This is a genomic window from Rhodococcus sp. DMU2021, from assembly GCF_019641445.1.
GTDB lineage: Bacteria > Actinomycetota > Actinomycetes > Mycobacteriales > Mycobacteriaceae > Rhodococcus > Rhodococcus pyridinivorans.
Window position 1 is genome coordinate 696,338 of record NZ_JAIFKB010000001.1, and the last position, 24,511, is coordinate 720,848.

Annotated in this window: 25 protein-coding genes; 10 read left to right on the forward strand and 15 right to left on the reverse strand. The window is 67.6% G+C overall.

The window, feature by feature from the left end:
* Positions 1 to 58 precede the first annotated feature (58 nt).
* The 10 genes from K3M35_RS03225 to ligD all read right to left on the reverse strand — a co-directional run bounded on the left by K3M35_RS03225 (position 59) and on the right by ligD (position 7,718).
* Positions 59 to 967: an energy-coupling factor ABC transporter permease gene (locus tag K3M35_RS03225; RefSeq protein ID WP_254707535.1), complete on the reverse strand. Its 909-nt coding sequence runs from the start codon at positions 965 to 967 to the stop codon at positions 59 to 61.
* A 13-nt stretch (positions 968 to 980) separates the two neighbouring features.
* Complete coding sequence (locus tag K3M35_RS03230; RefSeq protein ID WP_217579800.1) at positions 981 to 1,712, reverse strand: urease accessory protein UreD; 732 nt, start codon at positions 1,710 to 1,712, stop codon at positions 981 to 983.
* 2 nt (positions 1,713 to 1,714) lie between these two features.
* Positions 1,715 to 2,479, reverse strand: coding sequence for an urease accessory protein UreG (ureG, locus tag K3M35_RS03235; RefSeq protein ID WP_217579799.1), 765 nt, complete (start codon positions 2,477 to 2,479; stop codon positions 1,715 to 1,717).
* Positions 2,472 to 3,167 (reverse strand): urease accessory protein UreF, encoded by a 696-nt coding sequence (locus tag K3M35_RS03240; RefSeq protein ID WP_064060984.1) that lies wholly within the window; start codon positions 3,165 to 3,167, stop codon positions 2,472 to 2,474. Before K3M35_RS03240 ends, ureG begins: the two co-directional genes overlap by 8 nt.
* Positions 3,167 to 4,867 (reverse strand): urease subunit alpha, encoded by a 1,701-nt coding sequence (locus K3M35_RS03245; RefSeq protein ID WP_217579798.1) that lies wholly within the window; start codon positions 4,865 to 4,867, stop codon positions 3,167 to 3,169. Before K3M35_RS03245 ends, K3M35_RS03240 begins: the two co-directional genes overlap by 1 nt.
* A gap of 4 nt (positions 4,868 to 4,871) precedes the next feature.
* A complete protein-coding gene (gene ureB, locus K3M35_RS03250) occupies positions 4,872 to 5,201 on the reverse strand; it encodes an urease subunit beta (RefSeq protein ID WP_088898586.1) in 330 nt (109 codons plus the stop codon).
* A 13-nt stretch (positions 5,202 to 5,214) separates the two neighbouring features.
* A complete protein-coding gene (locus K3M35_RS03255) occupies positions 5,215 to 5,517 on the reverse strand; it encodes an urease subunit gamma (protein ID WP_217579797.1) in 303 nt (100 codons plus the stop codon).
* Between the two features lie 252 nt (positions 5,518 to 5,769).
* Entirely contained in the window at positions 5,770 to 6,315 is a 546-nt protein-coding gene (locus tag K3M35_RS03260) for a CoA transferase (protein WP_374107751.1), read from the reverse strand.
* Positions 6,316 to 6,325: 10 nt separating this feature from the next.
* Positions 6,326 to 6,727, reverse strand: a complete 402-nt coding sequence (locus K3M35_RS03265; RefSeq protein WP_217579796.1) for a TIGR03668 family PPOX class F420-dependent oxidoreductase — start codon at positions 6,725 to 6,727, stop codon at positions 6,326 to 6,328.
* 22 nt (positions 6,728 to 6,749) lie between these two features.
* Entirely contained in the window at positions 6,750 to 7,718 is a 969-nt protein-coding gene (ligD, locus tag K3M35_RS03270; RefSeq protein WP_064060990.1) for a non-homologous end-joining DNA ligase, read from the reverse strand.
* Between the two features lie 105 nt (positions 7,719 to 7,823).
* On the opposite strand from ligD, the gene K3M35_RS03275 reads away from it, so the two are divergent.
* Positions 7,824 to 8,759, forward strand: coding sequence for a formylglycine-generating enzyme family protein (locus K3M35_RS03275; protein ID WP_033098165.1), 936 nt, complete (start codon positions 7,824 to 7,826; stop codon positions 8,757 to 8,759).
* 88 nt (positions 8,760 to 8,847) lie between these two features.
* Positions 8,848 to 11,175, forward strand: a complete 2,328-nt coding sequence (locus K3M35_RS03280) for an arylsulfatase (protein ID WP_217579795.1) — start codon at positions 8,848 to 8,850, stop codon at positions 11,173 to 11,175.
* A gap of 63 nt (positions 11,176 to 11,238) precedes the next feature.
* Here K3M35_RS03280 and K3M35_RS03285 read toward each other — a convergent pair whose 3' ends face one another.
* Together K3M35_RS03285 and K3M35_RS03290 are read right to left on the reverse strand one after the other, a co-directional pair.
* Positions 11,239 to 12,069 carry an aldo/keto reductase gene (locus K3M35_RS03285; RefSeq protein ID WP_217579794.1) on the reverse strand — a complete coding sequence of 277 codons (831 nt, stop codon included), beginning with the start codon at positions 12,067 to 12,069 and terminating at the stop codon, positions 11,239 to 11,241.
* Between the two features lie 39 nt (positions 12,070 to 12,108).
* On the reverse strand, positions 12,109 to 13,335 hold the full coding sequence (locus K3M35_RS03290) for an MFS transporter (protein WP_217579793.1): 1,227 nt from the start codon (positions 13,333 to 13,335) through the stop codon (positions 12,109 to 12,111).
* 162 nt (positions 13,336 to 13,497) lie between these two features.
* Between K3M35_RS03290 and K3M35_RS03295 the strand changes: the two genes are divergently transcribed.
* From K3M35_RS03295 to K3M35_RS03310, 4 genes are all read left to right on the forward strand, one after another.
* Positions 13,498 to 13,989 (forward strand): MarR family winged helix-turn-helix transcriptional regulator, encoded by a 492-nt coding sequence (locus tag K3M35_RS03295; RefSeq protein WP_006552056.1) that lies wholly within the window; start codon positions 13,498 to 13,500, stop codon positions 13,987 to 13,989.
* A gap of 197 nt (positions 13,990 to 14,186) precedes the next feature.
* Positions 14,187 to 14,891, forward strand: a complete 705-nt coding sequence (locus K3M35_RS03300) for a universal stress protein (RefSeq protein ID WP_217579792.1) — start codon at positions 14,187 to 14,189, stop codon at positions 14,889 to 14,891.
* A gap of 428 nt (positions 14,892 to 15,319) precedes the next feature.
* Positions 15,320 to 16,546: a Na+/H+ antiporter NhaA gene (gene nhaA / locus K3M35_RS03305; RefSeq protein ID WP_064061040.1), complete on the forward strand. Its 1,227-nt coding sequence runs from the start codon at positions 15,320 to 15,322 to the stop codon at positions 16,544 to 16,546.
* Complete coding sequence (locus K3M35_RS03310) at positions 16,543 to 17,811, forward strand: glycosyltransferase family 87 protein (RefSeq protein WP_220665957.1); 1,269 nt, start codon at positions 16,543 to 16,545, stop codon at positions 17,809 to 17,811. The genes nhaA and K3M35_RS03310 overlap by 4 nt, the downstream gene beginning before the upstream one ends.
* Here K3M35_RS03310 and K3M35_RS03315 read toward each other — a convergent pair.
* Positions 17,784 to 18,494: a FadR/GntR family transcriptional regulator gene (locus tag K3M35_RS03315; RefSeq protein WP_006552060.1), complete on the reverse strand. Its 711-nt coding sequence runs from the start codon at positions 18,492 to 18,494 to the stop codon at positions 17,784 to 17,786. The genes K3M35_RS03310 and K3M35_RS03315 overlap by 28 nt on opposite strands.
* A gap of 26 nt (positions 18,495 to 18,520) precedes the next feature.
* Positions 18,521 to 20,266, reverse strand: coding sequence for an L-lactate permease (locus tag K3M35_RS03320; protein WP_217579791.1), 1,746 nt, complete (start codon positions 20,264 to 20,266; stop codon positions 18,521 to 18,523).
* A 200-nt stretch (positions 20,267 to 20,466) separates the two neighbouring features.
* Between K3M35_RS03320 and K3M35_RS03325 the strand changes: the two genes are divergently transcribed.
* From K3M35_RS03325 to K3M35_RS03340, 4 genes are read left to right on the forward strand one after another with little or no spacing between them, the layout of a single operon-like run.
* Positions 20,467 to 21,231 carry a (Fe-S)-binding protein gene (locus tag K3M35_RS03325; protein ID WP_064061041.1) on the forward strand — a complete coding sequence of 255 codons (765 nt, stop codon included), beginning with the start codon at positions 20,467 to 20,469 and terminating at the stop codon, positions 21,229 to 21,231.
* Complete coding sequence (locus tag K3M35_RS03330) at positions 21,228 to 22,730, forward strand: LutB/LldF family L-lactate oxidation iron-sulfur protein (protein ID WP_006552063.1); 1,503 nt, start codon at positions 21,228 to 21,230, stop codon at positions 22,728 to 22,730. Before K3M35_RS03325 ends, K3M35_RS03330 begins: the two co-directional genes overlap by 4 nt.
* The gene (locus K3M35_RS03335; RefSeq protein WP_064060998.1) at positions 22,727 to 23,350 is read left to right on the forward strand and encodes an LUD domain-containing protein; all 624 of its coding nucleotides are present in this window, start codon (positions 22,727 to 22,729) and stop codon (positions 23,348 to 23,350) included. Before K3M35_RS03330 ends, K3M35_RS03335 begins: the two co-directional genes overlap by 4 nt.
* The gene (locus K3M35_RS03340) at positions 23,347 to 23,610 is read left to right on the forward strand and encodes a WhiB family transcriptional regulator (protein WP_006552065.1); all 264 of its coding nucleotides are present in this window, start codon (positions 23,347 to 23,349) and stop codon (positions 23,608 to 23,610) included. Before K3M35_RS03335 ends, K3M35_RS03340 begins: the two co-directional genes overlap by 4 nt.
* A gap of 502 nt (positions 23,611 to 24,112) precedes the next feature.
* Here the strand turns inward: K3M35_RS03340 and K3M35_RS03345 are convergent.
* Complete coding sequence (locus K3M35_RS03345) at positions 24,113 to 24,409, reverse strand: hypothetical protein (RefSeq protein ID WP_217579790.1); 297 nt, start codon at positions 24,407 to 24,409, stop codon at positions 24,113 to 24,115.
* Positions 24,410 to 24,511 lie beyond the last annotated feature (102 nt).

Consider the following 24,511-nt stretch of genomic DNA (forward strand, 5'->3'; position numbering starts at 1 on the left):
GCCGAACGGTGCGGCCGCATCAGCGACCGCACCGTTCGAAGGGGCTTCGAGAGGACCGTTACGCGCTCTGACGGACCGGCGTGTGACGACCCATCGCGGCGAGGGCGGCGCCGATCACCGCGGTGGCGGCAAGCCCGGCCAGTGCCGCGAGGAATTCGGTGCCACTGAGCGTGCCGTAGTCGGCGAGGCCGGGAAGACCGGCGAAAGTGGCGTCACCGACCGGCAGCGAATAGGCGCCGACGATGTGCTCGAGACCGTCCGGGCTGCGGGACGCGACCAGAGCCAGCGCACAGGCGCTGACCACGCCCAGGCCGCCGATCGCGGCGAGACCCCGTCGGACGGCAACGGGAGTGACGGAAGGCCGCGCGTCCCACGCGGCGACGCCGGGCGCGAACGCCATCACGGCGCTCAGCACGGCAGCGGTGATGAGGGCTTCACCGAGACCGATGGCCAGGTGGACCGCGGTCAGATCGCCGAGGAACGCTGCTGCGGCGCCGGTTCCGGCGGTCGCCGAGTACGCGACGCCGAGAACTGCGGCACTCACCGGCACGGACAGACCGGCGCCGACGGCGGCGGTGGTCCGCGTCAGCTTCCCGAGGCCGAGTCGCTCGGCGCCGGTACGGACACCGGCGGTGACGAGAACGGGCAGCACCGCCATCAGCAGCACGTTCACCCCGAGGGCGTTGATCCCGCCGTCCCCGAACAGCAATGCCTGCACGCCGACCACGGCGGTCATCGCGAGAAGCGCGAGCCGGGGCCCGAGGAGCGCGGTCGCGAGAGCGCCGCCGATGAGATGGCCGCTGATGCCGCCGGCAATGGGGTAGTTGACCATCTGAGCGCCGAAGATCATCGCTGCGGTCGTTCCGGCGAGAAGGGTGTCCCGGGTCGTGATGCGCGGCCGCCCGGCGGTGGCGGCGAGGACGACCGCACCGGTGGCGATCGCCGCGGCGGGCGCGGTGGCGCTCATGGGGAGAAAATGGTCAGGGACGTGCATGGGTGAGACTCCCTTCGAGGGTGGACGGGTGAACGTGTGCGGAGCGCCAGGAGCGCCAGGTCGACTCGAGCGGCGAGGAATGGGTCTCGGCACCGAGGAACCGCAGCAGGCTGCCGGGCCTTTCGAGCTGGACGACGCCGTCGCCCTCGGCGCGTCGCCCGTAGGTTGCGATGACGTCGTGCACCCGGGCGGAACCGAGGATCCCGGGCTCGGGGAACGCGCCGTGCGCGTACAACTCCTCGACGAAGAGGGGACGACGATCGAGAGTGACCGAGGTACGGCTGCGGATCGCGCCCCCGGTTTCTCCGTGGCGTCCGAAGACGAGGGTCTCCCGCATGCTCGCGGCGGCGTCGGAGGCGAGTTCGATCCGGGTGTCGCGGTGCACGCGGGCGCCGGTGGCGATCACGAACGGGTAGGTGTCCCATACGAGGGTGCCGCCCTCGGCGACGGTGATCCGCACGTCCCACCGGGACAGCCGGTTGTCGGCGTCGTAGGCGACGGTGCCACCGATGTCCTGTAGTTCGAGTGTGCATCCGGCGTCGATGTGGACGTCGACGGTCACCGAGTCACCACCGAGCAACAGCGCGCCGGCGGCGACGAGGGCGACCCGCGCGTGGTCCGGACCGACCTCGACCGTGCGGGGGACGAGCATGCCCGCCCGCTGGGTCAGTCGTGCCCGGCCTGGTGCGCGGTCGATACGGATCGTGGTGCGGGACATGATCAGTCGTGCGTGTGCGCGACGGCGTGATCGTGGCTGTGACCGTGACCGTGCCCGTGCCCATGGCTGTGATCGTGGTCGTCGTCCTCGTCGGCGTGGAAGTGCGGAGCCATCGGACCGGGATCGACAGGAGTGTGCGACCCGGTTCGGTGGGCTGCCAGCATCTCGCGCACCCAGTCACCGAGCGCCTGCACCGATGCGGCGTCGGTCCGGGACAGCGCCAGCACCGGTCCGCCCTCGCGGGCCTTCTCGGCGTCGGCGACCATCTGGGGCACGTCGACACCCACATACGGGGAGAGATCGGTCTTGTTCACCACGAGCAGGTCGGCGCGGCTGATGCCGGGACCGCCCTTGCGGGCGACGTCGCCACCACCGGCGACGTCGAGCACGAAGATCTGCGCGTCGACGAGCGCGGGGGAGAAGGTCGCGGTGAGGTTGTCGCCGCCGCTCTCCACCAGCACCACGTCGAGCGGCGCGAAGTCGCGTTCGAGATCCTCGACGGCCAGCAGGTTCATGGTCACGTCGTCGCGGATTGCGGTGTGCGGGCACGCACCGGTCTCCACCGCGCGGATGCGCTCGGGATCGAGCACGCCGGCCGAGCGGAGGAATCGGGCGTCCTCGTCGGTGTAGATGTCGTTGGTGATCACGCCGAGCTGCAGCTCGGACGCGAGGGTGCGGCAGATGGTTGCGATCAGCGAGCTCTTGCCCGTGCCGACGGGACCGGCGACGCCGAGACGGAGCGAACGGGTGGTGGTGTGTTCAGGCACGGAACAGCCTTTCTGGAGCGGATGCGTGGGCTTCGGCCCACAGTTCGGTCTGGGGGCCACCGGTGGCCGGGATGTCCGCCGGATCGGTGAGGGCGGACAGCTCGGCGATGAGAGGTTCGAGATGAGCGCAGGTCTCGAGCGCCCATCGCGAACCGATGGCCGGGTCGGTGGGGTGCAGTTTGAGGAAGGCCGCGACGATCGCCTGCGCCTCCTCGTACAACACCAGTCGGGCGGTGTCGATCGCCGGGATGCGCGCGAGCGCCGCGATGGCCCCGACGACCAGTCCCCGCGACGGTCGCGGGGTCCGGGCGTCGAGGTCGTCGAAAACGGTGGAGGGCCACAGGTTCCGGGCCAGTCGCAGGTAACCGCGGGCCAGCAACCGGGACGCGTCGCGCTGGGCCGGGCCCGGAGTGCGCGCCGCCCAGTGGTCCTCGATCTCGTCGATCCGGAGCGCCGGGGCGGTTCCGGCATCGGAGTCCACGGCGTGCCGGGTGACCACGGCGACGCCGGCCTCGACTGCCGCCGAGGTGCGCAACCGCGCGACGAGGAAGCGACGCACCTCGGTCGGCGACATCCCACCCTGGAGCGCCGGTTCGAGCCCGCCCGAGTTGACGTTCCCGCCGACCGGCGCGCGCCCGTCCGCGAGGAGGAGCAGCACCGTGGTGGGGGACAGAGTGTCGGGCAACATCAGAACATCGAATACAGCTGCGCGAGCGGCAGTTCGGTGGCCGGCGCCGGATCGACCCGCTCGCCGTCGATGTCGATGTCGAAGGTGTCGGGACGGATTTCGATGCGCGGCAACACATTGTTCTGTTTCATGTCGGCCTTGCCGATGTGCCGGGTCGGCCGCAGCGGCAGCAGTGTGCGGCGCAACCCGAGTCGTTCTTCCAGGCCGTCGTCGAGGGCGGCGGGGGAGACGAACGACACCGACGTGTGCGGGGCGAGTGCATCGCCGAACGCCGGGCGCTGCAGCACCGGCTGCGGCGTGGGAATCGAGGCGTTGGGGTCGCCGAGCGCCGCCCAGGCGATCGATCCGCCCTTGATGACCAGCGACGGCCGGATACCGAAGAACTTCGGGTCCCACAGCACCAGATCGGCCATCTTGTCGACCTCGATCGAACCGAGTTCGTGGTCGACACCATGCGCGATCGCGGGGTTGATCGTGTACTTCGCGATGTAGCGGCGGGCCCGTTCGTTGTCGGCGGGCATGCTGCCGTCGAGCGCCCCGCGCCGGTTCTTCATCACGTGCGCGACCTGCCAGGTGCGGGTGACGACCTCACCGATGCGGCCCATCGCCTGGGCGTCGGACGAGGTGATCGACAGGGCGCCCATGTCGTGCAGGATGTCCTCGGCCGCGATGGTAGTGGCCCGGATCCGGGACTCGGCGAACGCGAGGTCCTCCGGGACGGCCGGGTTCAGGTGATGGCAGACCATCAGCATGTCGAGGTGCTCGTCGACGGTGTTGATCGTGTGCGGCAAGGTCGGGTTGGTCGAGCCCGGGATGATGTGCGGCAATCCGGCGATGCTCAGGATGTCCGGGGCGTGCCCACCTCCGGCGCCTTCGACGTGGAAGGCGTGGATCGAGCGACCACCGATCGCGGCGAGGGTGCTCTCCACGAACCCTGCCTCGTTCAGTGAGTCCGAATGCAGCGCGACCTGCAGTCCGTGCTCGTCGGCCGCGCGCAGCGCCGCATCGATCGCGGCGGGAGTGGAGCCCCAGTCCTCGTGCACCTTGTACCCGGCGGCACCGGCGAGGGCCTGTTCGCGCAGCCCCTCGGCGGAGACGGTGTTGCCCTTGCCGAGCAACAGCACATTCACCGGCAGCGCGTCGAGCGCGCGGTGCATCTGCATCAGATGCCACGGGCCCGGCGTGACGGTGGTGGCCTTCGATCCTTCGGACGGACCGGTTCCGCCGCCGGCGATCGTGGTGATGCCGGTGGCGAGTGCTTCGACGATCTGCGACGGCGACAGCAGGTGCACGTGCGAGTCGAAGGCGCCCGCGGTGAGGATGCGACCTTCACCGGAGATGACGTCGGTGGACGGGCCGATCTGCAGCTTCGGGTGCACGCCGTCGGCGATGTCCGGGTTGCCGGCGCGGCCGAGGGCGACGATGCGGCCGTCGCGGATGCCGACGTCGGCGCGCACGATGCCCCACCAGTCCAGCACGATCACATTGGTGATGACGGTGTCGGGAGCACCTTCGGCCCGGGTCGTCACGCCTTGTGCCATCGATTCGCGGATGGACTTGCCGCCCCCGAAGACGGCTTCCTCACCACCGAAGGTGCGGTCCTCCTCGATCTGGATCCACAGGTCGGTGTCGCCCAGACGTACCTGGTCGCCGACCGTCGGTCCGTACAGTGCCGCGTACTCGGCGCGTGTGATCTCCACGTTCTCAGTCCTCCTGCTTCCGCACCTGGATGCCGGGTACGACGCGTCGTCCGCGCAGGGCGACGGCGCCCAGCTCGCGGCTGCTGCCGGGTTCGAAGCGCTGCGAGGTCCCCGACGGGATGTCCAAGCGGTAGCCCTGCGCGCGTTCGCGGTCGAATTCGAGGGCCGCGTTCGCGTCCGGCAGGTGGATGTGCGATCCGATCTGGATGGGACGGTCGCCGGTGTTGAGGAAGACGAGGGTGATGCGCTCGTCGTCGGAGCGGTCCGCGTTGAGGGTAAGGGAGCCCTCGGCGACGCGAATCGCTCCGGGTCCCGAAGTCGGTCCGGATGCCATGTCGGAGCTCCTTTCAGGAAATCGGGTGGTGGATCGTGACGAGCTTGCGTCCGTCCGGGAAGGTGGCCTCGACCTGCACGTCGGTCAACATCTCGGCGACACCGTCCATGACCTCGTCGCGGGCGAGGACCTCGCGGCCCTTCACCATGAGGTCGGCGACTTCGGCGCCTTCGCGGGCGCGTTCGATCACCCAGGTGGACAACAGGGCAACGGCTTCGGGATAGTTCAGTCGGACGCCGCGGTCCCGCCGGTCGCGCGCCACCATGCCGGCGACGGCCAGAAGGAGTTTCTCGGTGTCGGCGGGAGTCAGCTGCATATGTTGTTCTTTCGTGCGAGTCGGCGGTCGTGCAATCGATGCCGATCATGCGCGGCGGTTGTTTCGCGGACGTTACCCCCGCGTATCGCGGAGAAATCCGGACACGTCGGCCTCAGAAGCGCTGCCGCACTGCGTGACCGCGACGGCACCCGGAGCGGGATGTCTCTACCGTCGTTCTGGTCGAACAGTCCTACGGCCGCTCCCGATCGATCGGAAACGGCCGTAGGTCAGCGATATTCGAGACGTTCGTCGCTAGGACGGAACGGAGACCTCCTGATATCCCGCGAGGATTTCGTCGGTGTGTTCCCCGTGCAGCGGCGGCGCCGACCGCAGCGGCGGTCGTACCCCTCCGAAATTGACCGGGAACGCGATCTGTTCGAGAGGCCCGGACGCATGGTCGACGGTGCCGACCATGCCGATCGCGGCGGTGTGCGGGTCGCTGTAGATCTCGTCGAGATGCCGGATGGGGGAGACCGGCACGCCGTGGTCTTCCAGGACGCGGCACCAGTGCTGCACCGTCCCGGTCGCGAACGCCGCGGTGAGGACCTCGTCGAGTTCGCTGCGATGCTCGATGCGATCACGGTGGTGGAGGAACCGTGCATCGGTCGCGAGCTCGGGTCGGCCAAGCGCCACGCACAGCTTCTCCCGTAGCCCGTCGTTCCGTTCTTCCCCGCCGGCAACGGAGAAGCCATCGCACGCAAGATCCCGAGAGCGCGGTTGCTCGTCCTGGTCGATGCCGGCACCGCGATCCCCGTCGCGGCGGTCGACGAGATCGCCGAGGCGATGCTCGCGCTGGATCGTTAGCTGCTCACGCGGACCAGGACCGCCAGCGCAGCCTGTCGATGGTGATCACCGGTCCCGGTGGTCGTTTCGCTCGGTACTGCGGGTACTTGCGGACGAGTGCGTCGATGCCCGCAGTTCCCTCGGGAGTATCGGCGTCGTGGACCGTGGCGATGCCGTCGATGCGGACCCACCACAGCTGCGACCAGTCGTCGCTGTAGTGGTCGACGAGCACGCACACCCGCGGGTTCTCTGCGATGTCGGCGAGGCGACGGAGGCGCCGGGTGGATTTGGGTTTGTCGTCGACGCACGTGTGGATCACGTCGCCGTCGAGGGCGAACACGATCGGAACGAGGTGCGGCTCGCCCGATCCGTCGGCGGTGGCGAGGCGGGCCACTCGGGCATCGGCGACACTGCGACGGAGGTCCATGCGCCTCACGGTAACCGGAAGGTCAGTGTCGGCCGGGGAGATCGACCTCCGGCACCGTCTTGTCGGTGCGTAGTCCTCGCCAGCTCGGATGCCGCAGACTTCCGCCCGCGTACTCCCGGTACTCGACCTCTCCGACGAGGATGGGCTCCACCCAGTGGGCGCCGTGGGTCTCCCGTGCCGGCGGCGCAACCGCCAGTGGGGTCGTCGGTCGTTCCAAGGGACGCAGCTGCGATCGCAACTCACGTCGGGTCGCGGCGGTGAATCCCGTCCCGACCCGGCCGATGAACACCAACCGTTCCTCGTCGTCGTGCGCGCCGAGCAGCAGTGAACCGATGCCGCCGGCAGCCTTGCCGGATCCGGGGAGCCACCCGACGACGACCACCTCGGTGTTCCGACGCAGCGGCGTCTTGATCCAGCCGTCGCTGCGGGTCCCGGGTAGATACGGTGCGTCCGGGTCCTTGGCGACGATCCCTTCGAGGCCGTGTTCGCGCGCGACCGTGAGCATGGTCGGTGCGTCGACATCGGTCCAGTAGGGCGACAGCTGAACCCGAGGTCCGGGGACGATCAGATCGTCGAGGACGGCCCGGCGCTGCCGATAGGACAACTCCGTCGTGGACTCCCCGTCGAGAGCGAGGACGTCGAACAGGTAGATCAGCACCGGTAGCTCGGCGCGTAGCTCCTCGGTGGGACGGTGGACGTGCATGCGGCGCTGCAACCGGGCGAAGGACGGCCGACCCTCGGAATCGAGGGTGACGATCTCGCCGTCGACGATGCAGTCCCGGCCGCCCGTCGCGGTGGTGAGCAGGTGGGGGAGTTCGGGGAAGCTCCGGGTGATGTCGTTCCCGGTGCGGCTGGTCAGCCGGCACTGTCCGTCGGTCACCGTGGCGAGGGTGCGCTGGCCGTCCCATTTCATCTCGAACGCCCAGTTCCCTGTCGGCGGCGGACCGAGGGTCGCCAGCATCGGGGACAGTTCCGTCGTCGTGGAGGGCATATCCCGAGTCTGCGGTACGGGGCAGGGACGGGACCGGTGAATGCGCGGTCTCGTCGCGTCGGTGCGTCCCTCGCGCCGCGACCCGGGCCGTGCGAGGCTGACGTCATGACGCGTGCTGCGACACAGAACATGACTCTCATCGCCGGAGGCATGTTCTGGATGGGGTCGGAGGATTTCTATCCGGAGGAGCGACCGGTCCACCAGGTGACGGTCGACGGGTTCTGGATGGACACGCACCCGGTGACCGTCGCCGAGTTCCGGCGCTTCGTGAAGGACACCGGATACGTCACCACCGCGGAGGTCGCGCCGGACCCCGCCGATTATCCGGGCGCCGATCCGTCCCTGCTCGTGCCCGGCTCGCTCGTGTTCACGCCGCCTCCGGGGCCGGTACCGCTCGATGACTACACGAGGTGGTGGTCGTTCGTCCCGGGCGCGAACTGGCGTCATCCCGAAGGGACGGGGAGCACCGTCGGCGGGCGGGAACGCCATCCCGTCACCCACGTGTCGTGGTTCGATGCCCGCGCCTACGCCGAGTGGGCCGGCAAGGAACTGCCGACCGAGGCCGAATGGGAGTTCGCCGCCCGCGGCGGACTCGACCGCACGGCCTTCACATGGGGCGACGAGCACGAACCGAAGGGCCGGCCCGGCGGGAACGTCTGGCAGGGCGAATTCCCGTGGCAGAACCTCGAAACGGACGGATTTGCCGGAACCTCACCTGTCGGACACTTCCGGCCGAACGGATACGGGCTCCACGACATGGCGGGCAACGTGTGGGAGTGGACCGCCGACTACTTCACCGCGAACCATGCTTCGAGCGGCAAGAACGTCGCGCCGGCGTCGTCGTGCTGCATCCCGACGAATCCCCGCGTCGACAAGGCCGAACACGATCCGCGCGAGGCGTATCCGCGCCGTGTCATCAAGGGCGGATCGCATCTGTGCGCCCCGAACTACTGCCTGCGGTACCGACCCGCGGCCCGTCAGGGTGACACCGAGGAGACCGCGACGTGCCATATCGGATTCCGCTGCATCATTCGCCCGTAACAGGGCAGGTTTCACCCTGATCAGGGGTGTGTGCGGCCCGATACCGGTGGTGTACTGGGAACGGATGGGGTGAGAAGAGGCATCCACCATGAGCCAGGATCTGCGTCCGGATCCGATCCCGGGCGGAGAAACTCTGCCGTTCCCACCGGTGCCGTCGGGAAGCATCGCAGGACGGACCATGCAGGAATCGGTCTACAGCCCACGCACACAGCACCGTCGCCTTCCCGATGACGCCCCGAACATCCTCGTCGTCCTCATCGACGACGCGGGTCCCGGTCTGCCGAGCGCATTCGGCGGCGAGGTGAACACACCCACGCTCGACCGCTTGCTCGACGAAGGCATCAGCTACAACCGTTTCCACACCACGGCGATGTGCTCGCCCACCCGCGCATCGTTGTTGACCGGGCGCAACCATCACCGCGTCGGGAACGGGCAGATCGCCGAACTCGCCAACGACTGGGACGGCTATTCCGGGCACATCCCGAAGTCGAGCGCCACCGGAGCAGAGGTGCTGCGCCACTACGGGTACACCGCAGCGGCTTTCGGCAAGTGGCACAACACCCCTGCGGAGGAGACCACCGCAGCGGGTCCCTTCGACAACTGGCCCACCGGAGTCGGTTTCGACTACTTCTACGGTTTCCTCGCCGGCGAGGCGTCGCAGTACGAGCCGAACCTCGTCCGCAACACCACCGTCGTCCTGCCCCCGAAGACTCCCGAGGAGGGCTACCACCTCAGTGAGGACCTCGCCGACGACGCGATCGGCTGGTTGCGCCGCCACAAGGCGCTCGATCCGTCCCGGCCGTTCTTCATGTACTGGGCCAGCGGTTGTCTGCACGGGCCGCACCACATCATGAAGCCGTGGGCCGACCGGTATGCAGGCAAGTTCGACGACGGATGGGACGCATACCGCGAGCGGGTGTGCGAGCGGGCCAAGGAGAAAGGCTGGATCCCACCGGAGGCCGAACTCACCGAGCGGCATCCCACCATGACAGCGTGGGACGACATCCCCGACGACGAGAAGCCCTTCCAGCGACGCCTCATGGAGGTCGCGGCCGGATACGCCGAACACTGCGACGTCCAGGTGGGGCGGTTGTTCGACGAACTCGACCGGCTGGGCTATCGCGACAACACCCTGGTCTTCTACATCTGGGGCGACAACGGGTCGTCCGGTGAGGGCCAGAACGGCACCATCAGCGAACTGCTCGCGCAGAACGGGATCCCCACGACGACGGCCCAGCACATCGCGGCGCTCGACGAACTCGGCGGACTCGATGTTCTCGGCTCGCCGAAGACGGACAACATGTACCACGCGGGATGGGCCTGGGCCGGAAGCACGCCCTACAAGGGCATGAAGCTCCTCGCGTCCCATCTCGGGGGAACCCGCAATCCCATGGTGGTGCGCTGGCCTGCGCGCATCACGCCGGAGCGCACCCCACGCACCCAGTTCCTGCACTGCAACGACCTGGTACCGACTTTCTACGAGCTACTGGGCATCACACCGCCGCGGACCGTCAACGGGATTCCGCAGGATCCGATCGACGGCGCCGGTTTCGCCCGGACCTTCGTGGACCGTGACGCGCCGGCGGGCAAACTCACCCAGTACTTCGAGGTCATGGGCAGCCGAGCGATCTACCACGACGGATGGATGGCGTCGGCCTTCGGGCCCCGCGCACCGTGGCTGCCCGGCCTGCCCGGCGGAATCCGCGATTGGAGCCCGGACGACGACACCTGGGAGCTGTACAACCTCGACGAGGACTGGACGCAGAACCGCGACCTCGCCGAGCAGTACCCCGAGAAGTTGGCCCAGATGCGGGAGATGTTCGCGATCGAAGCGGCCAAGAACAACGCCCTTCCCATCGGCGGGGGCCTCTGGGTCGCGGCAATCCATCCGGAACAACGCATCACCACGCCGTACACGAGTTGGGATTTCACCGGCGACGTCACGCGTATGCCCGAATTCTGTGCTCCTGCACTGGGAAACAAGAACAACCGGGTCTGCATCGAGGTGACCTTCCCGGAGCGGGCGCACGGCGTCCTATATGCGCTGGGTGCCAACGGTGGTGGCCTGACGTGCTTCGCGGACGACGGCTACCTCTGCTACGAGTACAACCTGTTCATCCTGATGCGGACGAAGATGCGTTCGGCGAGCCGCGTCGCACCGGGACACCACCTCGTCGAGGTGGTCACCAAGTACGCCGAAGCGCGCCCCGGTGGTCCGTTGAACGTCCGGATGTCAGTCGACGGGCAGTCGGTGGGGGAGAGCGTCGTGCCGGTCAGTGCGCCGTTGCTGTTCACGGCGAACGACTGCCTGGACATCGGCACCTGCCTGGGTTCACCGGTTTCGCTCGACTATTTCGACCGGGCACCGTTCCCGTTCGACGGGAGCATCGACAGGATGACCGTCGAGTACACCTGAACGCAGCTCTTCGAGCGCCTTACCGGCTCCGGGCGGTGGATCCGTCCGGAGCCGCGAGGTCTGTCAGTTGAACTCGTCCGGATGAGGTCCGGTGCGCAGATCGCGATCGGCACCGGCGATGGTCGACATGTCCTCGTCGGTCAGCTCGAAGTCGAAGACCTCGAAGTTCTCCCGGATCCGGGACGGCGTGACCGATTTGGGGATGACGACGTTGCCGAGCTGCAGATGCCAGCGCAGCACCACCTGGGCCGGCGACTTGCCGGTGCGTTCGGCGATCGACGTGATCGCCTCGTCGTTCAGCACGGCGCCCTGGGCGAGCGGGCTCCATGCCTCGGTGGCGATTCCGTGTTCGGCGTGGAAGGCGCGCAGTTCGCTCTGCTGCAGACCGGGGTGCAATTCGATCTGGTTGATCGTCGGGACGAGCGAGCTGCCGTCCAGCAGGCGCTGCAGGTGGGCGGGCTGAAAGTTCGACACGCCCGCGGCGCGGAGGCGTCCTTCCTCGACGAGGCGTTCGAGGGCACACCAGGTGTCGGCATAGCGGTCGCGGGCCGGGGTCGGCCAGTGGATCAGGTAGAGGTCGAGACGATCGAGGCCGAGCGCGGCGAGGCTGGTGTCGAAGGCACGGAGGGTGGCGTCGTAGCCCTGATCGGAGTTCCACACCTTCGTCGTGATGAACAGTTCGTCGCGGGACAGTCCGGAGTCCGCCAGCGCGCGGCCGACGCCGGCCTCGTTGCCGTAGATCGCGGCGGTGTCGATGTGGCGGTAGCCGGTCTCGAGTGCGGCGCTGACGGCCGCGGTGGTCTCGTCCTCGGGGATCTGGAAGACGCCGAAGCCGAGCTGGGGGATCTCGACGCCGTTGTTCAGGGTGACGGTGGGGATCGTGGACGATGTCACGAGAGGGTGCTCCTTCGGGGGTGTTCGCGTAGTTCGGGATCAGAGTCGGACGGGGTCGACGGCCGTACGGGAGGTGCTGTGGAGGTCGGGTTCTGCGGATGGGCGAGTTGCGTTGGCGTGATCGTCCTTTCGCTGTAGTCGGTGGGACAGGACCGCCGGGAGAAGGGCGGACGCGGCCAGGAGGGCCCCGACGGCGTTGGGTGCCGTGTACCCGAATCCGGCGGATATCACCATGCCGCCGAGCCAGGCGGCCAGAGCGTTGCCGAGATTGAAGGCACCGATGTTGGCGGCGGACGCCAGGGTCGGGGCGCCGTGCGCATGGTCGAGGACGTGCTTCTGCAGGGGCGGGACGGTCGCGAAACCGAGAGCGCCGATCAGGAAGACCGCCGCGACGGACACGGTTTTGTCGGAGGCCAGGAAGGTGAACAGACCGAGCACCACGGCCAGACCGGCCAGGGCGGTGTAGAGCATCGGCATGAGATTGCGGTCGGCGAAATGTCCCCCGACGAGGTTGCCGACCACCATGCCGGTTCCGAACACGGCCATCAGCCAGGGGACGGAGGACTCGGCGAAACCGCCGACATCGGTCAGGATCGGTGCGATGTAGGTGATCGCGGCGAACACGCCCCCGAAGCCGAGGACCGTCATGGTCATGGCCAGCACGACCTGGACGTTCTTGAACGCCGCGATCTCGTGACGCAGCCGGACGCCCTCGGGTCGGGGGACGTCGGGGACGAGTTTCGCGACGCCCACGAGACCGACGACGCCGAGCGCGGCGACGACCAGGAACGTCGCCCGCCAGCCCGCGGTGTGGCCGACGAAGGTACCCAGTGGGACGCCGACGACATTGGCCACCGTCAGTCCGGTGAACATCAGGGAGATGGCAGCGGCCTTCTTCTGCGGTGCCACCAGCTCCGCGGCGACCACCGAGCCGATGCCGAAGAACGCTCCATGAGCGAGGGAGGCGACCACGCGGCCGATCAGCATGACGGCGAAGGTGGGCGCGAGGGCAGAGACGGCATTGCCCAGGACGAACAGGCCCATGAGCAGCATCAACATGTTCTTACGGGAGATTCTGGTGCCGAGCGCCGTCATGATCGGGGCGCCGATCATGACGCCGAGGGCGTAGCCGGTGACGAGATATCCGGCGGTGGGGATCGACACTCCGAGATCCGATCCGACCTGGGGGAGCAACCCCATGATCACGAACTCGGTGGTGCCGATTCCGAAGGCACCGATGGCCAGGGCCAGCAGGGCGAGTGGCATGAGAACGATCCTTCGATCGAGAAGAGACGCAGACGCGCTTTACTGGCGTAGACAATAATTGCAGACGCCGACTAACTGCAAGCGCGGGTATAGTGAGCGATGTGGCGACGTCGGCATGCCGTCGGCGTCACCTGTTCGTACGAGCCGACCCAGGAGCCGACCATGACCGCCACGGACCCGTCGATGACCGCGTTGGCCAACAGTTGGTCGGCGCTGTCGCTCCTGCACGGGCGAATCGAGAACCGGATCGAGAGCGCTCTGCAGTCCGGCCACGAATTGAGCGTGCGCGAATATTCGCTGCTGGACGTGCTCAACCGTCAGCACGACGGGGAGGGCGGGCACCTGCAGATGCGCCAGGTCGCCGACGCTGTGGTCCTCAGTCAGAGCGCGACGACGCGGCTGGTCACCCGGCTCGAGGACCGCGGGTTGCTCGCGCGCTATCTGTGTCCCACCGATCGCCGCGGCATCTACACCGACGTCACTGACGCCGGCCGGCGCCTGCTCGAAGAGGCCCGGCCCACCCACAACGCCGCCCTGCGGGAGGCGCTCGACGAGGCCGCAACCGAACCCGTCCTGGCGCCGCTGGTCGACGCCATCCGGCAGTTGCAGGACAGTGATCGGGCGGATACCGCCGGGGGTCCGACTCGACGCTGACGGGGGCGATCTCGCGGCGACGTCCTCCGCGCAGACCTGTCGGAACAACAGGTGAGATCACGCGGCCGGGTCGGGTATCGTCTCCCCTGGTGTGCCGGGAAGACTGGTCGGCGGGAACAGGTTTCTTCGACGACCCCGGAGGATGACATGAACGCAGCGGTACACCTCTTCTCGGCGCACGCATCTGGGGGCACGCCATGAACTGGGCAGTCTTCGTCGCCTTCCTCGTCGTGTGGGTGCTGTCCGGGCTCGTGACCGGTCTGTGGATGGCACGGCGAGGCCACGACCCTCGCTGGACGATCATCGCCGTCATCCTCGGGCCGTTGTTCGTCCCTATCGCCTTCGAGCGCATCGAGCGTGTTCCCCGGTCCGTCGAAGTGACGACGGTGGCCCGGCAGCACGCCGGGGAGGTCGACGAGGGCGAACTTCGCGTGATGGTCGGCTACGACGGATCCACCGAGGCCAAGCATGCGCTGGATGCGGCGCGACGACTGTTCGGCCCCGCCGGTGGAGTGCTCGAACTCGTCGTCGTGATCTCCTACGACGACGCCGGCGATCCCGACTCCGAACTTCTCGCCACGGTGCGACGACGCCTCGAGCAGGCCGTCGAATCGATGGGTGATATTTCGGTGGGATATGCCGTCCTCGCCGGCCCGGCCGGTCGATGCCTCGGTTGGTTCGCCGAGGAACACCACGCCGACGTTCTCGTCGTGGGGCGCCGCGGACGAGGCATGTCCTCCCGGATGCTCGGTAGCGTCGCCGAATACCTCATCGGGCACTCTCATGTGCCTGTGCTCGTCGTCGATCCCACCGTCGTCTCGCCGGATGCGGGTACGAACGAACCCACGGTCGCCGTTCGGGTCGCTCCCGAGGAGAACGTGACGGGCACCGCGTCGAACTGACCCGATGCGGTATGGTCGATCTCGGTGCGCCGGGAAGTCTGGTCGGCAGAAGGAATTACGTCGTCGAACCGGAGGACCCGTGTCTGTACCCGTCTGTCCCGTCGCCACCCGTCGCGCCCGAGCTCTGCAGCCGGCGCAGTGAGCGGCACTCTCGCGAGGCATGCCCACCGCAGCGCCGGAGGTCGCATCGGCCTCCCTGCTGCGTGTCGGCGTCCGACACCGAAATCGCAGGGATGCCCTAGTTTTCGGTATCCGATTCCACTCCGAGGATCGGAACATACTGCCGCCCATGCGGATCGGGTGCATCCGACCCAGCCGGTCCACGTTCGCGTACCGCGTGCCGTCGAGAATTCCGAGGACCTGTGATGCCGAACATCTTCTCCGGAGTCCCTTTCCTCTCTCGCGGAACATGGCAGGACACACGCCGTGTGACGGAGATCCTCCGCAAGGAGACCGTCGGCGGTGTCCTGCTGCTCATCGGCGCCGTCATCGCATTGATCTGGGCGAACACCGGATGGTCGGACTCCTACCACGCCCTGCGAGAGACCCGTATCGGTCCGGCGTCATGGCACCTGGACCTGTCCCTGGGCACCTGGGCGGCCGACGGACTGCTCGCCGTGTTCTTCTTCGTCGTCGGCGTCGAGCTCAAACGGGAATTCGTCGAAGGCAGTCTGCGGGACCTGCGGCGTGCCGCCATGCCGGTGACCGCCGCCCTGGGCGGCATGATCGTCCCGGCCCTGATCTTCGCCGTCATCAATCTTCGTGGTGGCGCCGACGCGTTGAACGGATGGGCGGTCCCGACGGCCACCGACATCGCGTTCGCCGTAGCGATTCTCGCCGTCATCGGTAGTCATCTCCCGTCGGCGCTGCGAACGTTCCTGCTCACCCTCGCCGTGGTCGACGACCTGCTCGCCGTGACCGTGATCGCGGTCTTCTACACCGACGAGGTGAACCTGCTCTACCTGGGCGGGGCGCTGATCCCGTTGGCGCTGTTCGGCATCGCGCTCCGACGCGGCTTCGGTGCCTGGTGGCTCCTGGCGTCGTTGGCGGCAGTGACCTGGTGGCTGGTCCACGAATCCGGTGTGCACGCGACCATCGCCGGTGTACTGCTCGGCTTCGCGGTTCCCGTCGCCCGGCAGGTGGGGGACCGCACGATTCCGGTCGCCGAGCACGTCGAACACCGGATCCGGCCGCTGTCCGCCGGAATTGCCGTGCCGGTCTTCGCCTTCTTCGCCGCCGGCGTCACCGTCGGCGGATTCACCGGCCTGGCGAACGCCCTCACCGATCCCATCTCCGCCGGGGTGATCGCCGGTCTGGTCGTCGGCAAGGTCGTCGGAATCTTCGGGGTCAGCTACCTGGTGGCGCGCTTCACCCGAGCACATCTCGACGACGAGCTGAGTTGGGTGGACGTGCTGGGTGTGTCCCTGCTCGGCGGTATCGGCTTCACGGTGTCCCTGCTCATCGGCGACCTCGCTTACGGTGCAGGCACCGTCGCAGCCGATCACGTGAAGGTGGCCGTGCTGTGCGGATCGTTGCTCAGCGCCGCTCTGGCCTCGACTGTTCTCGTCGCCCGTAACCGTGCCTACCGCAGGATCACGGCGGCCGAGCGGGTCGACGAGGACGGCGACGGGATTCCCGACGTTTATCAGCGATGAGCGAGAGCTCGGATCGCGGTCGGGACGGTGGGCCGTGGTGGGTCCAGCCGACCGTGCGGTCACCGCAGGCTCTGCTGAAGTGTGTCTTCTGGCCGGTCGCCGTGATGCTCGTCGTCCATCACACGGTGATCCGCGCCGTGGACGGTGCGCGCACGGACGACTTCACTGGCGTCTACCGCGCAGCCGTCGCCTTCTGGAACCGTGAACCGGTCTACACAGCGACGTACGAACACGTCGACCCGCACTACCTCTACCCGCCGTCGGGTTCGCTGCTGATCGCACCGTTCGCGGTCCTCGAACACGAACTCTCGCGATGGGCGTTCATCGGGGTCAACGCGGCGGCCGTCCTCGTCGCCGTGTATCTCGTCGTGCGGATGTTCGGGTACACGGCGCGATCGACGGTGTTCCCGATCGCGGTGACGGTCGCCTTCGCGTCCGAATCGGTGATCAACACCCTGGTGTTCACCAACATCAACGGGGTGATCCTGCTCGGCCAGGTGGCGTTCCTGACGCTGTTGCTGGCGCGGCGGGACCTCTGGGCGGGCGCGGCGATCGGGGTGACCTTCGCGATCAAACCGATTCTCGCGCCGTTGCTGTTGCTTCCCGTGCTGCGCCGCCAGAGCAAGGTTCTCCTGACCGCCGCATTGGTGCCGGTCGGGCTCACCGCATTGGCGTGGCCGTGGGCTGCGGATCCGTGGCAGTTCGTCGAACGCACCGTTCCGTATCTGTTGCAGTCCCGCGACTACTTCAACAGTTCGATCACCGGCAATGGCACCTACTACGGTCTGCCCGAACCACTGATCCTCGCGCTGCGCATCGGTTTCGCGTTCCTCGCCGCGGCCACGATGTATCTGCTCCACCGCTACCACCGGCACGACGAGGTGTTCTTCGTAGTCACCGGTGCCGGCGTGCTGATGACCGCGTCGTTCCTGCTCGGTTCGCTCGGGCAGATGTACTACTCGATGCTCCTGTTCCCGTTGCTCATGAGCGTGGTCCTCCCACAGTCCGTGATGCGGAACTGGCCGGCCTGGCTGGCGGTGTACGGCTTCCTCAGTGCCGACGAATGGTACTCGGGCAGATGGGTGGAGGCGGGACGGTATGCCGAGTACATGCGCCCTACCTGGGGGTGGTCGCTGCTGCTCATCGTGGTATTCGCGGTGCTGGTCGATCGCCGACGATCCACACGCGTCCCCGAACCGGTCACAGACCATTCGGTGGACATCGCCCGAGTCGGACGTCAGAACGCGTCGGCGCCGAAACTCTGAGTGTAGTAACCGCGGATGTGCTCGACGATGCGCTTGCGGGCGAGCGTGGCATCGCCGGCGCGGACCGCGTCGACGAGACCACGGTGCTCGTGACGCAGCCGCACGCAGGTCATGGGCCAGTCGGTACTTGGTGCGCCCGCGAGGACGTAGCTCTCGATGGAGTCGCGCAGACCGGCCATCATCGCCGCGACGACGAGGTTGCCCGCCGCGTCGGCCATCGCGACGTGGAACTGGGCATCGAGAACCAGGAACTCGGGTGCGGCCAACTCCGGATCGTCCATCGCGTCCAAGAGTTCCTCGGCCTGGATGAGTTCCGGTGCCGGGGTCCGGTCGGCCAGAGTCTGCATCACTTCCGTCTCGAGCACCAGGCGCGTGCGGACGATGTCGGAGACCGGGAAGTTCTGCGCGGCAACCTGCAGGCGCATGAGCATCGACATCCCGCCGGTGGGTCGCGAGACGATCATCGCACCGGCGTTCGGCCCGGATCCGGTGTGGGTGCTGAGCAGACCGAGGGCTTCCATCACCCGCAGCGCCTCACGAACAGAGGACCGGCCGACGCCGAGTTGTGCGGCGAGCGTGCGCTCCGGGGGCAGACGCTGGCCCGGGCCGAGTTCTCCCGTGACCAGCATCTGCTCCAAGTGGTTGAGCACCTGCTCCCACGCACGACCCTCGGACGACGACATGACTTCAGAGCCTAGTCGATTCCGGATCAGGGAAGCATCCAGGACAACACCGGGGTGGACTGCAGGTAGACCAGCACACAGAGGAGGACGAGCATCGCGACGCTGTAGCCGATCACCTTGCGCAGCAACACCGATTCGCTGCCCGGCCGATCGACTGCGGTGGCAGCGATGGTGAGATTCTGCGGGCTGATCAGCTTGCCGACCACACCACCGGAGGTGTTCGCCGCGACCAGCAGAGTCGGGTCGATGCCGGCGGTCTGCCCGGCGGCCTGCTGCAGGCGGGCGAACAGGGCGTTGGCGGAGGTGTCCGAGCCTGTGACGGCGGTGCCGAGCCAACCGAGGATCGGGGAGAACAGGGCGAAGATCGCGCCGGTTCCGGCGAGCCACGTGCCGATCGCGACGGTTTGGCCGGACTGATTCATCACGTAGCTCAGACCCAGGACGGTGGCCACCGTGGCGATGGCGAGCTTCATCCTCACGACGGTGGTGCCAAAGGTTGCCGCGGCCCGGCGGACGGTCAGCGGGAACATGCCACCGCTGTCCCACCGTGCGTAGACGAGGGTGACGATCGCGCCGCTGAGCAGCAGCAGTGTTCCCGGCGACGACAGCCACGAGAACGTGTAGACCGCGCTGCTCGATGCGTCGCCGTTGCCCGTGATCAGATTGCCGTACAGGCCGGGCCACTCGATCTTGACGTCGGTGGCGGCGAGACGCTCCGGCAGATCGACACCGACGGTCCACAGCTTCGCGATACCGAACACCGTGATGACCAGTAGATACGGGAACAGGGCCATGACGACGCGCGAAGCGGTCAGCGATTCGTCGGCGACGGGACGCTGCGGAGCGTGAGCGCCTCCGGGTCCCTCCTTGCCGGCCTGGACCGCGACGGCATCGGTGCGGGTGCGGGTGCGTGATAGTTGGTCCTCGGGGGTCCGCGGCTTCCAGACCTGGAGCATGAGCACGGCTGCGGTGAGGCCGGCGAGCGAGGCGACGACATCGGTGAGTTCGTACGAGAAGTGGCTCGAGCACCAGAACTGGGCGAGTGCGAAGGTCGTGCCGGTGACCAGTGCGATCGGCCAGGCCTGCCGGACACCGCGACGACCGTCGACGAGGAAGAGCAGCAACAGCGGCACGAAGAGCGCCAGGACGGGTGTCTGACGGCCGACGACGGCAGCGATCTCGGTGGCGGGGATGTCGGTCAGGGCGCCGGCGGTGGTGATCGGGATGGCCATGGCGCCGAAGGCGACCGGTGCGGTGTTGGCGATCAGGACCGTGACCGCGGCCCGCAGGGCGGGCATACCGAGGGTGACGAGCATGGCGCCGGTGATCGCGACGGGTGCGCCGAATCCGGCGAGTGCTTCGAGCATGCCGCCGAAACAGAAAGCGATGAGCATCGCCTGGATCCGCATGTCGCCGTGACCGATCGAGTTGAAGATGCGCCGCAGATCCTCGAACCGGCCACTGACGACGGTGAGTTCGTAGAACCAGATCGCGGTGATCACGATCCACATCACCGGGAAGAGCCCGAAGGTGATGCCCTGCAGGGCGGACAGGCCGGCCAGCGGCGCGGGCATGTCGAAACCGATGATCGCGACGACGAGCGCGACGACGAGGGCACCGAGTCCGGAATACCAGGCCTTGAGTTTGAAGCCGGCGAGCAGGACGAAGAAGGTCAGCAGCGGCGCAAGGCCCACGAGAGCCGATGCGGTGAGGCTGCCTGCGATGGCGTCAGTGGCGGGAGTGAATGTCACCGCCGATATACGGGTTGCCACACGAAACTCCTGTGGTTGCGCCGCTGTCGGCGGCGGATGTGATTTCGACCGATGTGGTCAGACCACGTGAAGGTACACCATGGTCCGCGTCACAGTCGACCCCCTGACGGAATGTGTGGTCGATATCCGAAAATGTGCGGCGCATCTCCGGAACGTGTGGTTCAATGTGGTCAGACCACACCCCCGATGCGGAGATCTCCATGCGAATCGCCCTGTTCGCGACGTGCCTCGGCGACACGATGTTCCCGAAGGCCGTTTCGGCCACCGCCCTGCTCCTCACCCGGCTCGGGCACGACGTCGTCTTCCCCGAACGCCAGACCTGCTGCGGCCAGATGCACGTCAACACCGGTTACCAACCCGACGCGCTGCCGCTCGTCGAGAACTACGTCGATGCCTTCGACGACACCAATATCGACGCCGTCGTCGCCCCTTCCGGATCATGCGTCGGATCCGTTCGCCACCAGCACGAAATCGTCGCCTCCCGTTACGGTTCCGCGTCGTTGTGCGGGCGGGTCGACACCGTCAAGGCCAAGACGTACGAGTTGTCCGAATTCCTCGTCGACGTCCTCGGCGTCACCGACGTCGGCGCCTACTTCCCCCACCGAGTGACCTATCACCCCACCTGCCACTCGCTGCGGATGCTGCGAGTGGGGGAGAAGCCGCTCCAGCTGTTGCGGGCCGTGCGCGAGATCGACCTCGTCGAACTGCCCGAGGCCGACTCGTGCTGCGGATTCGGCGGCACCTTCGCGATCAAGAACGCCGAGACCTCCACCGCGATGCTCGCCGACAAGCTGAACAATGTCGCCGCCACCGGTGCCGAATACTGCAGCGCTGGCGACTCGTCGTGCCTGATGCACATCGGTGGCGGTCTCACACGACTGCGCACCGGTACCCGCACCATCCACCTCGCCGAGATCCTCGCCTCCGTGGAACCGGCTGTCGCCCCCAAGGGAGTGCCCGCGTGACCGCACTCGGTATGCCCGTCGTCCCGCCGCGTGGATCCGGAAATCTGCGCGGCATCAGGAAGTTTCCCGACGCAGCGCACCAGGAACTCGCGAACCCGCAGTTGCGCCGCAACATCGGCAAGGCCACCCACACGATCCGTGCCAAGCGACTGGACGTCACCGGGGAACTGCCCGACTGGGAGCAACTGCGCGACGCCGGCGCCGCCATCAAGACCGACGTGCTCAACCGCCTCCCGGAGTTGCTCACCCAGCTCGAGGAGGCGGTGACCGCGCGCGGCGGCGTGGTGCACTGGGCGGCCGACGCCGCCGAGGCCAACGCCATCGTCACCGACCTGATCCGGAAGACGGGATCCGACGAGGTCATCAAGGTCAAATCGATGGCCACCCAGGAGATCGGACTCAACGAGCACCTCGAGGAACAAGGGATCGCGGCCTACGAGACCGACCTCGCCGAGCTCATCGTCCAGCTCGGCCACGACAAGCCCTCGCACATCCTCGTGCCTGCCATCCACCGCAACCGCGCCGAGATCCGCGAGATCTTCCTGCGTGAGATGCCGGACGTCGACCCCGACCTCGACGACAACCCCCGCCATCTCGCAGCCGCGGCACGAAAATTCTTGCGACACAAGTTCATGACGGTGCCGGTTGCGGTGTCGGGCGCGAACTTCGGCATCGCCGAGACCGGCACCCTCGCCGTCGTCGAATCCGAGGGCAACGGCCGCATGTGCCTGACGCTGCCGCAGACGCTCATCACCGTCATGGGTATCGAGAAGCTGCTGCCCACCTTCCGCGACCTCGAGGTGTTCCTGCAGCTGCTGCCGCGCTCGTCGACGGGAGAGCGCATGAATCCCTACACGTCGATGTGGACCGGTGTCACCCCCGGCGACGGCCCGCAGGAATTCCACCTCGTACTGCTGGACAACGGCCGCACCGCCGCGCTCGCCGACGAGATCGGACGTGAAGCACTGCACTGCATCCGTTGCTCGGCCTGCCTGAACGTGTGCCCGGTCTACGAGCGCACCGGAGGCCACGCCTACGGCTCGACCTATCCGGGCCCGATCGGCGCCGTCCTCAGCCCGCAATTGGCCGGCATGGACGAACCCGACGACCCCAACGCCAGCCTGCCGTTCGCATCGAGCCTGTGCGGTGCCTGCTACGACGCCTGCCCCGTCAAGATCGACATCCCCTCGTTGCTGGTGGAACTGCGCCACCAGAAGGTCGAACACGCCCGCTTCGGACCCGAGGCCGCGGCGATGAAGGCCGCCTCGCTGGCCATGTCTACCTCACGACGCTGGACGGCCGCGCAGAAGGCCGCCGGGCTCGGCCGCGTCCTCGCCGGCAAAAAGGGAAAGATCACCCATCTTCCCGGTCCACTGGCCGGCTGGACAGACGCCCGCGACATGCCGGCCCCGCCGAAACAGACCTTCCGGCAATGGTGGGCATCCGACGAAGGACGTGCCGCGCTCGCGAAGGCACGCGAGGAAGGACAGCAGCGATGAGCAGTCGCGACGCGATTCTCGGCCGGATCCGTTCGGCGCAGACCCTGGCACCGCCGGTACCGGTCGAGGTACCGCGCGACTACCGTCTCGGACGCACCCTGCCGGACGCCGAACGCCGTGAGCTGTTGGTCGACCGACTGGTCGACTACAAGGCCCACGTGCACCAGAGCACGCCGGAGGATCTACCCGTCGTGCTGGCGAAGATTCTCACGGATCGCGGGGTGCGCCGCGTCGGGATCCCGGAGGGCCTGGAACGCTCGTGGATGGCGGAGTTCGGTGGCGAGGTGGTGGTCGACTCCACCGACCGACCTGCAGCCGACCTCGGTGATCTCGACGGGGTCGTCACCGGCTCTGCGGTCACCTGCGCCGAGACGGGCACGATCTTCCTCGACGGCAACCCCGACCAGGGGCGACGCGCGCTGACACTGGTCCCCGACCTGCACGTGTGTGTGGTGGCGATGGGCGACGTCGAGGTGGGAGTGCCCGAAGCGCTGGCCCGGCTCGTCCCGGAGCGGCCGATCACGATGATCAGCGGACCGTCCGCGACGTCGGACATCGAACTCGAACGCGTCGAGGGCGTGCACGGCCCCCGCACACTGGAGGTGGTGATGGTCGGATGACCATGCTGACCGAGCGTGTCCGGCCGCGACTCGGATGGCAACAGCATGCCAACTGCCGGACCTCCGACGAGTACTTCTTCTTCGCCCCGGAGGGCGAACCACCGAACATCCGCAGGCGGCGCGAGGTCGTCGCGAAGCGCATCTGCGCGAACTGCCCGGTGCTGGCCGAGTGCCGCACCCACGCGATACTCAGCGGCGAACCGCACGGAGTGTGGGGTGGACTGTCGGAACACGAACGGCTGCAACATCTCAACCACTGACCGCACACGATCTTCGGTCTTTCCGACCTCGAGAACTGCGCGGCCGCAGGTGGCGTCCCGTGCCTGATGAAGGGCAACACGTTCACTGTCTGCGGCTTCACTCGCGGGCACCTCGTATGGGTGCCGCAGCTCGCCGTCAACATTTTCGGGTACAACGCCGGATCGTGGCGCACCGATCGGCATCCCCGCGGTTCCTGGTGGATACAACCGGGGACGGTCGCGCGGACACATGGGGTTCGGCAGCGTCGATGTGTGGCTGCACAGATCGTGACCGTATTCGAACGACGGGTTCCGGCCGGTGCGTCGCATCGGCCGGAACCGCTCATCTCAGGTTCATGGTTGCCCCGATTCGAACGTGAGGACCTCGTGAGCGAGGAACCGGAAACCCGCGACGGCGGTAGACCCTCGCGGTGTCGGTGTCCTCCTCGTAGGAATGGAACCAGGTACCGATGATCGACGACGGTTCGCTCACAGTGCGTCCTGACGGGTCCGTGGTGGGTGATCAGCCGACGCGGTCCAGGATTGCGCCGATCTGATCGAGAAGCGACCGGAGCGAGGCGATCTGACGTCGCAGCTCGTCCACCTCGCCGTCGAGTGACACAAGTGCCGAGGTATCGGCTCGTGTCCCGCCGTTGCCGGACGGACCGAGCGCGAGTGGGTCCGGCTGGGCCGGGTCCATCGCCCCGAGCAGGAACGGCGCACGCGGTCCTTCCAGGTACGCCCGCATGCGGAGCGACTGCCCGGAGGTGAACATGAGCATCGCATCGCCGTCGTCGCCCCAGATGCGGCGTAGGCTCAACCAGCGACCGATCTCGTATGTCGCGGTGCGACCGAGATGGAAGGGAGGTCGCGCTGTGCCGGTGGTCCCGAAGCACGAGTGGGCGATGACGACACCGTCGGT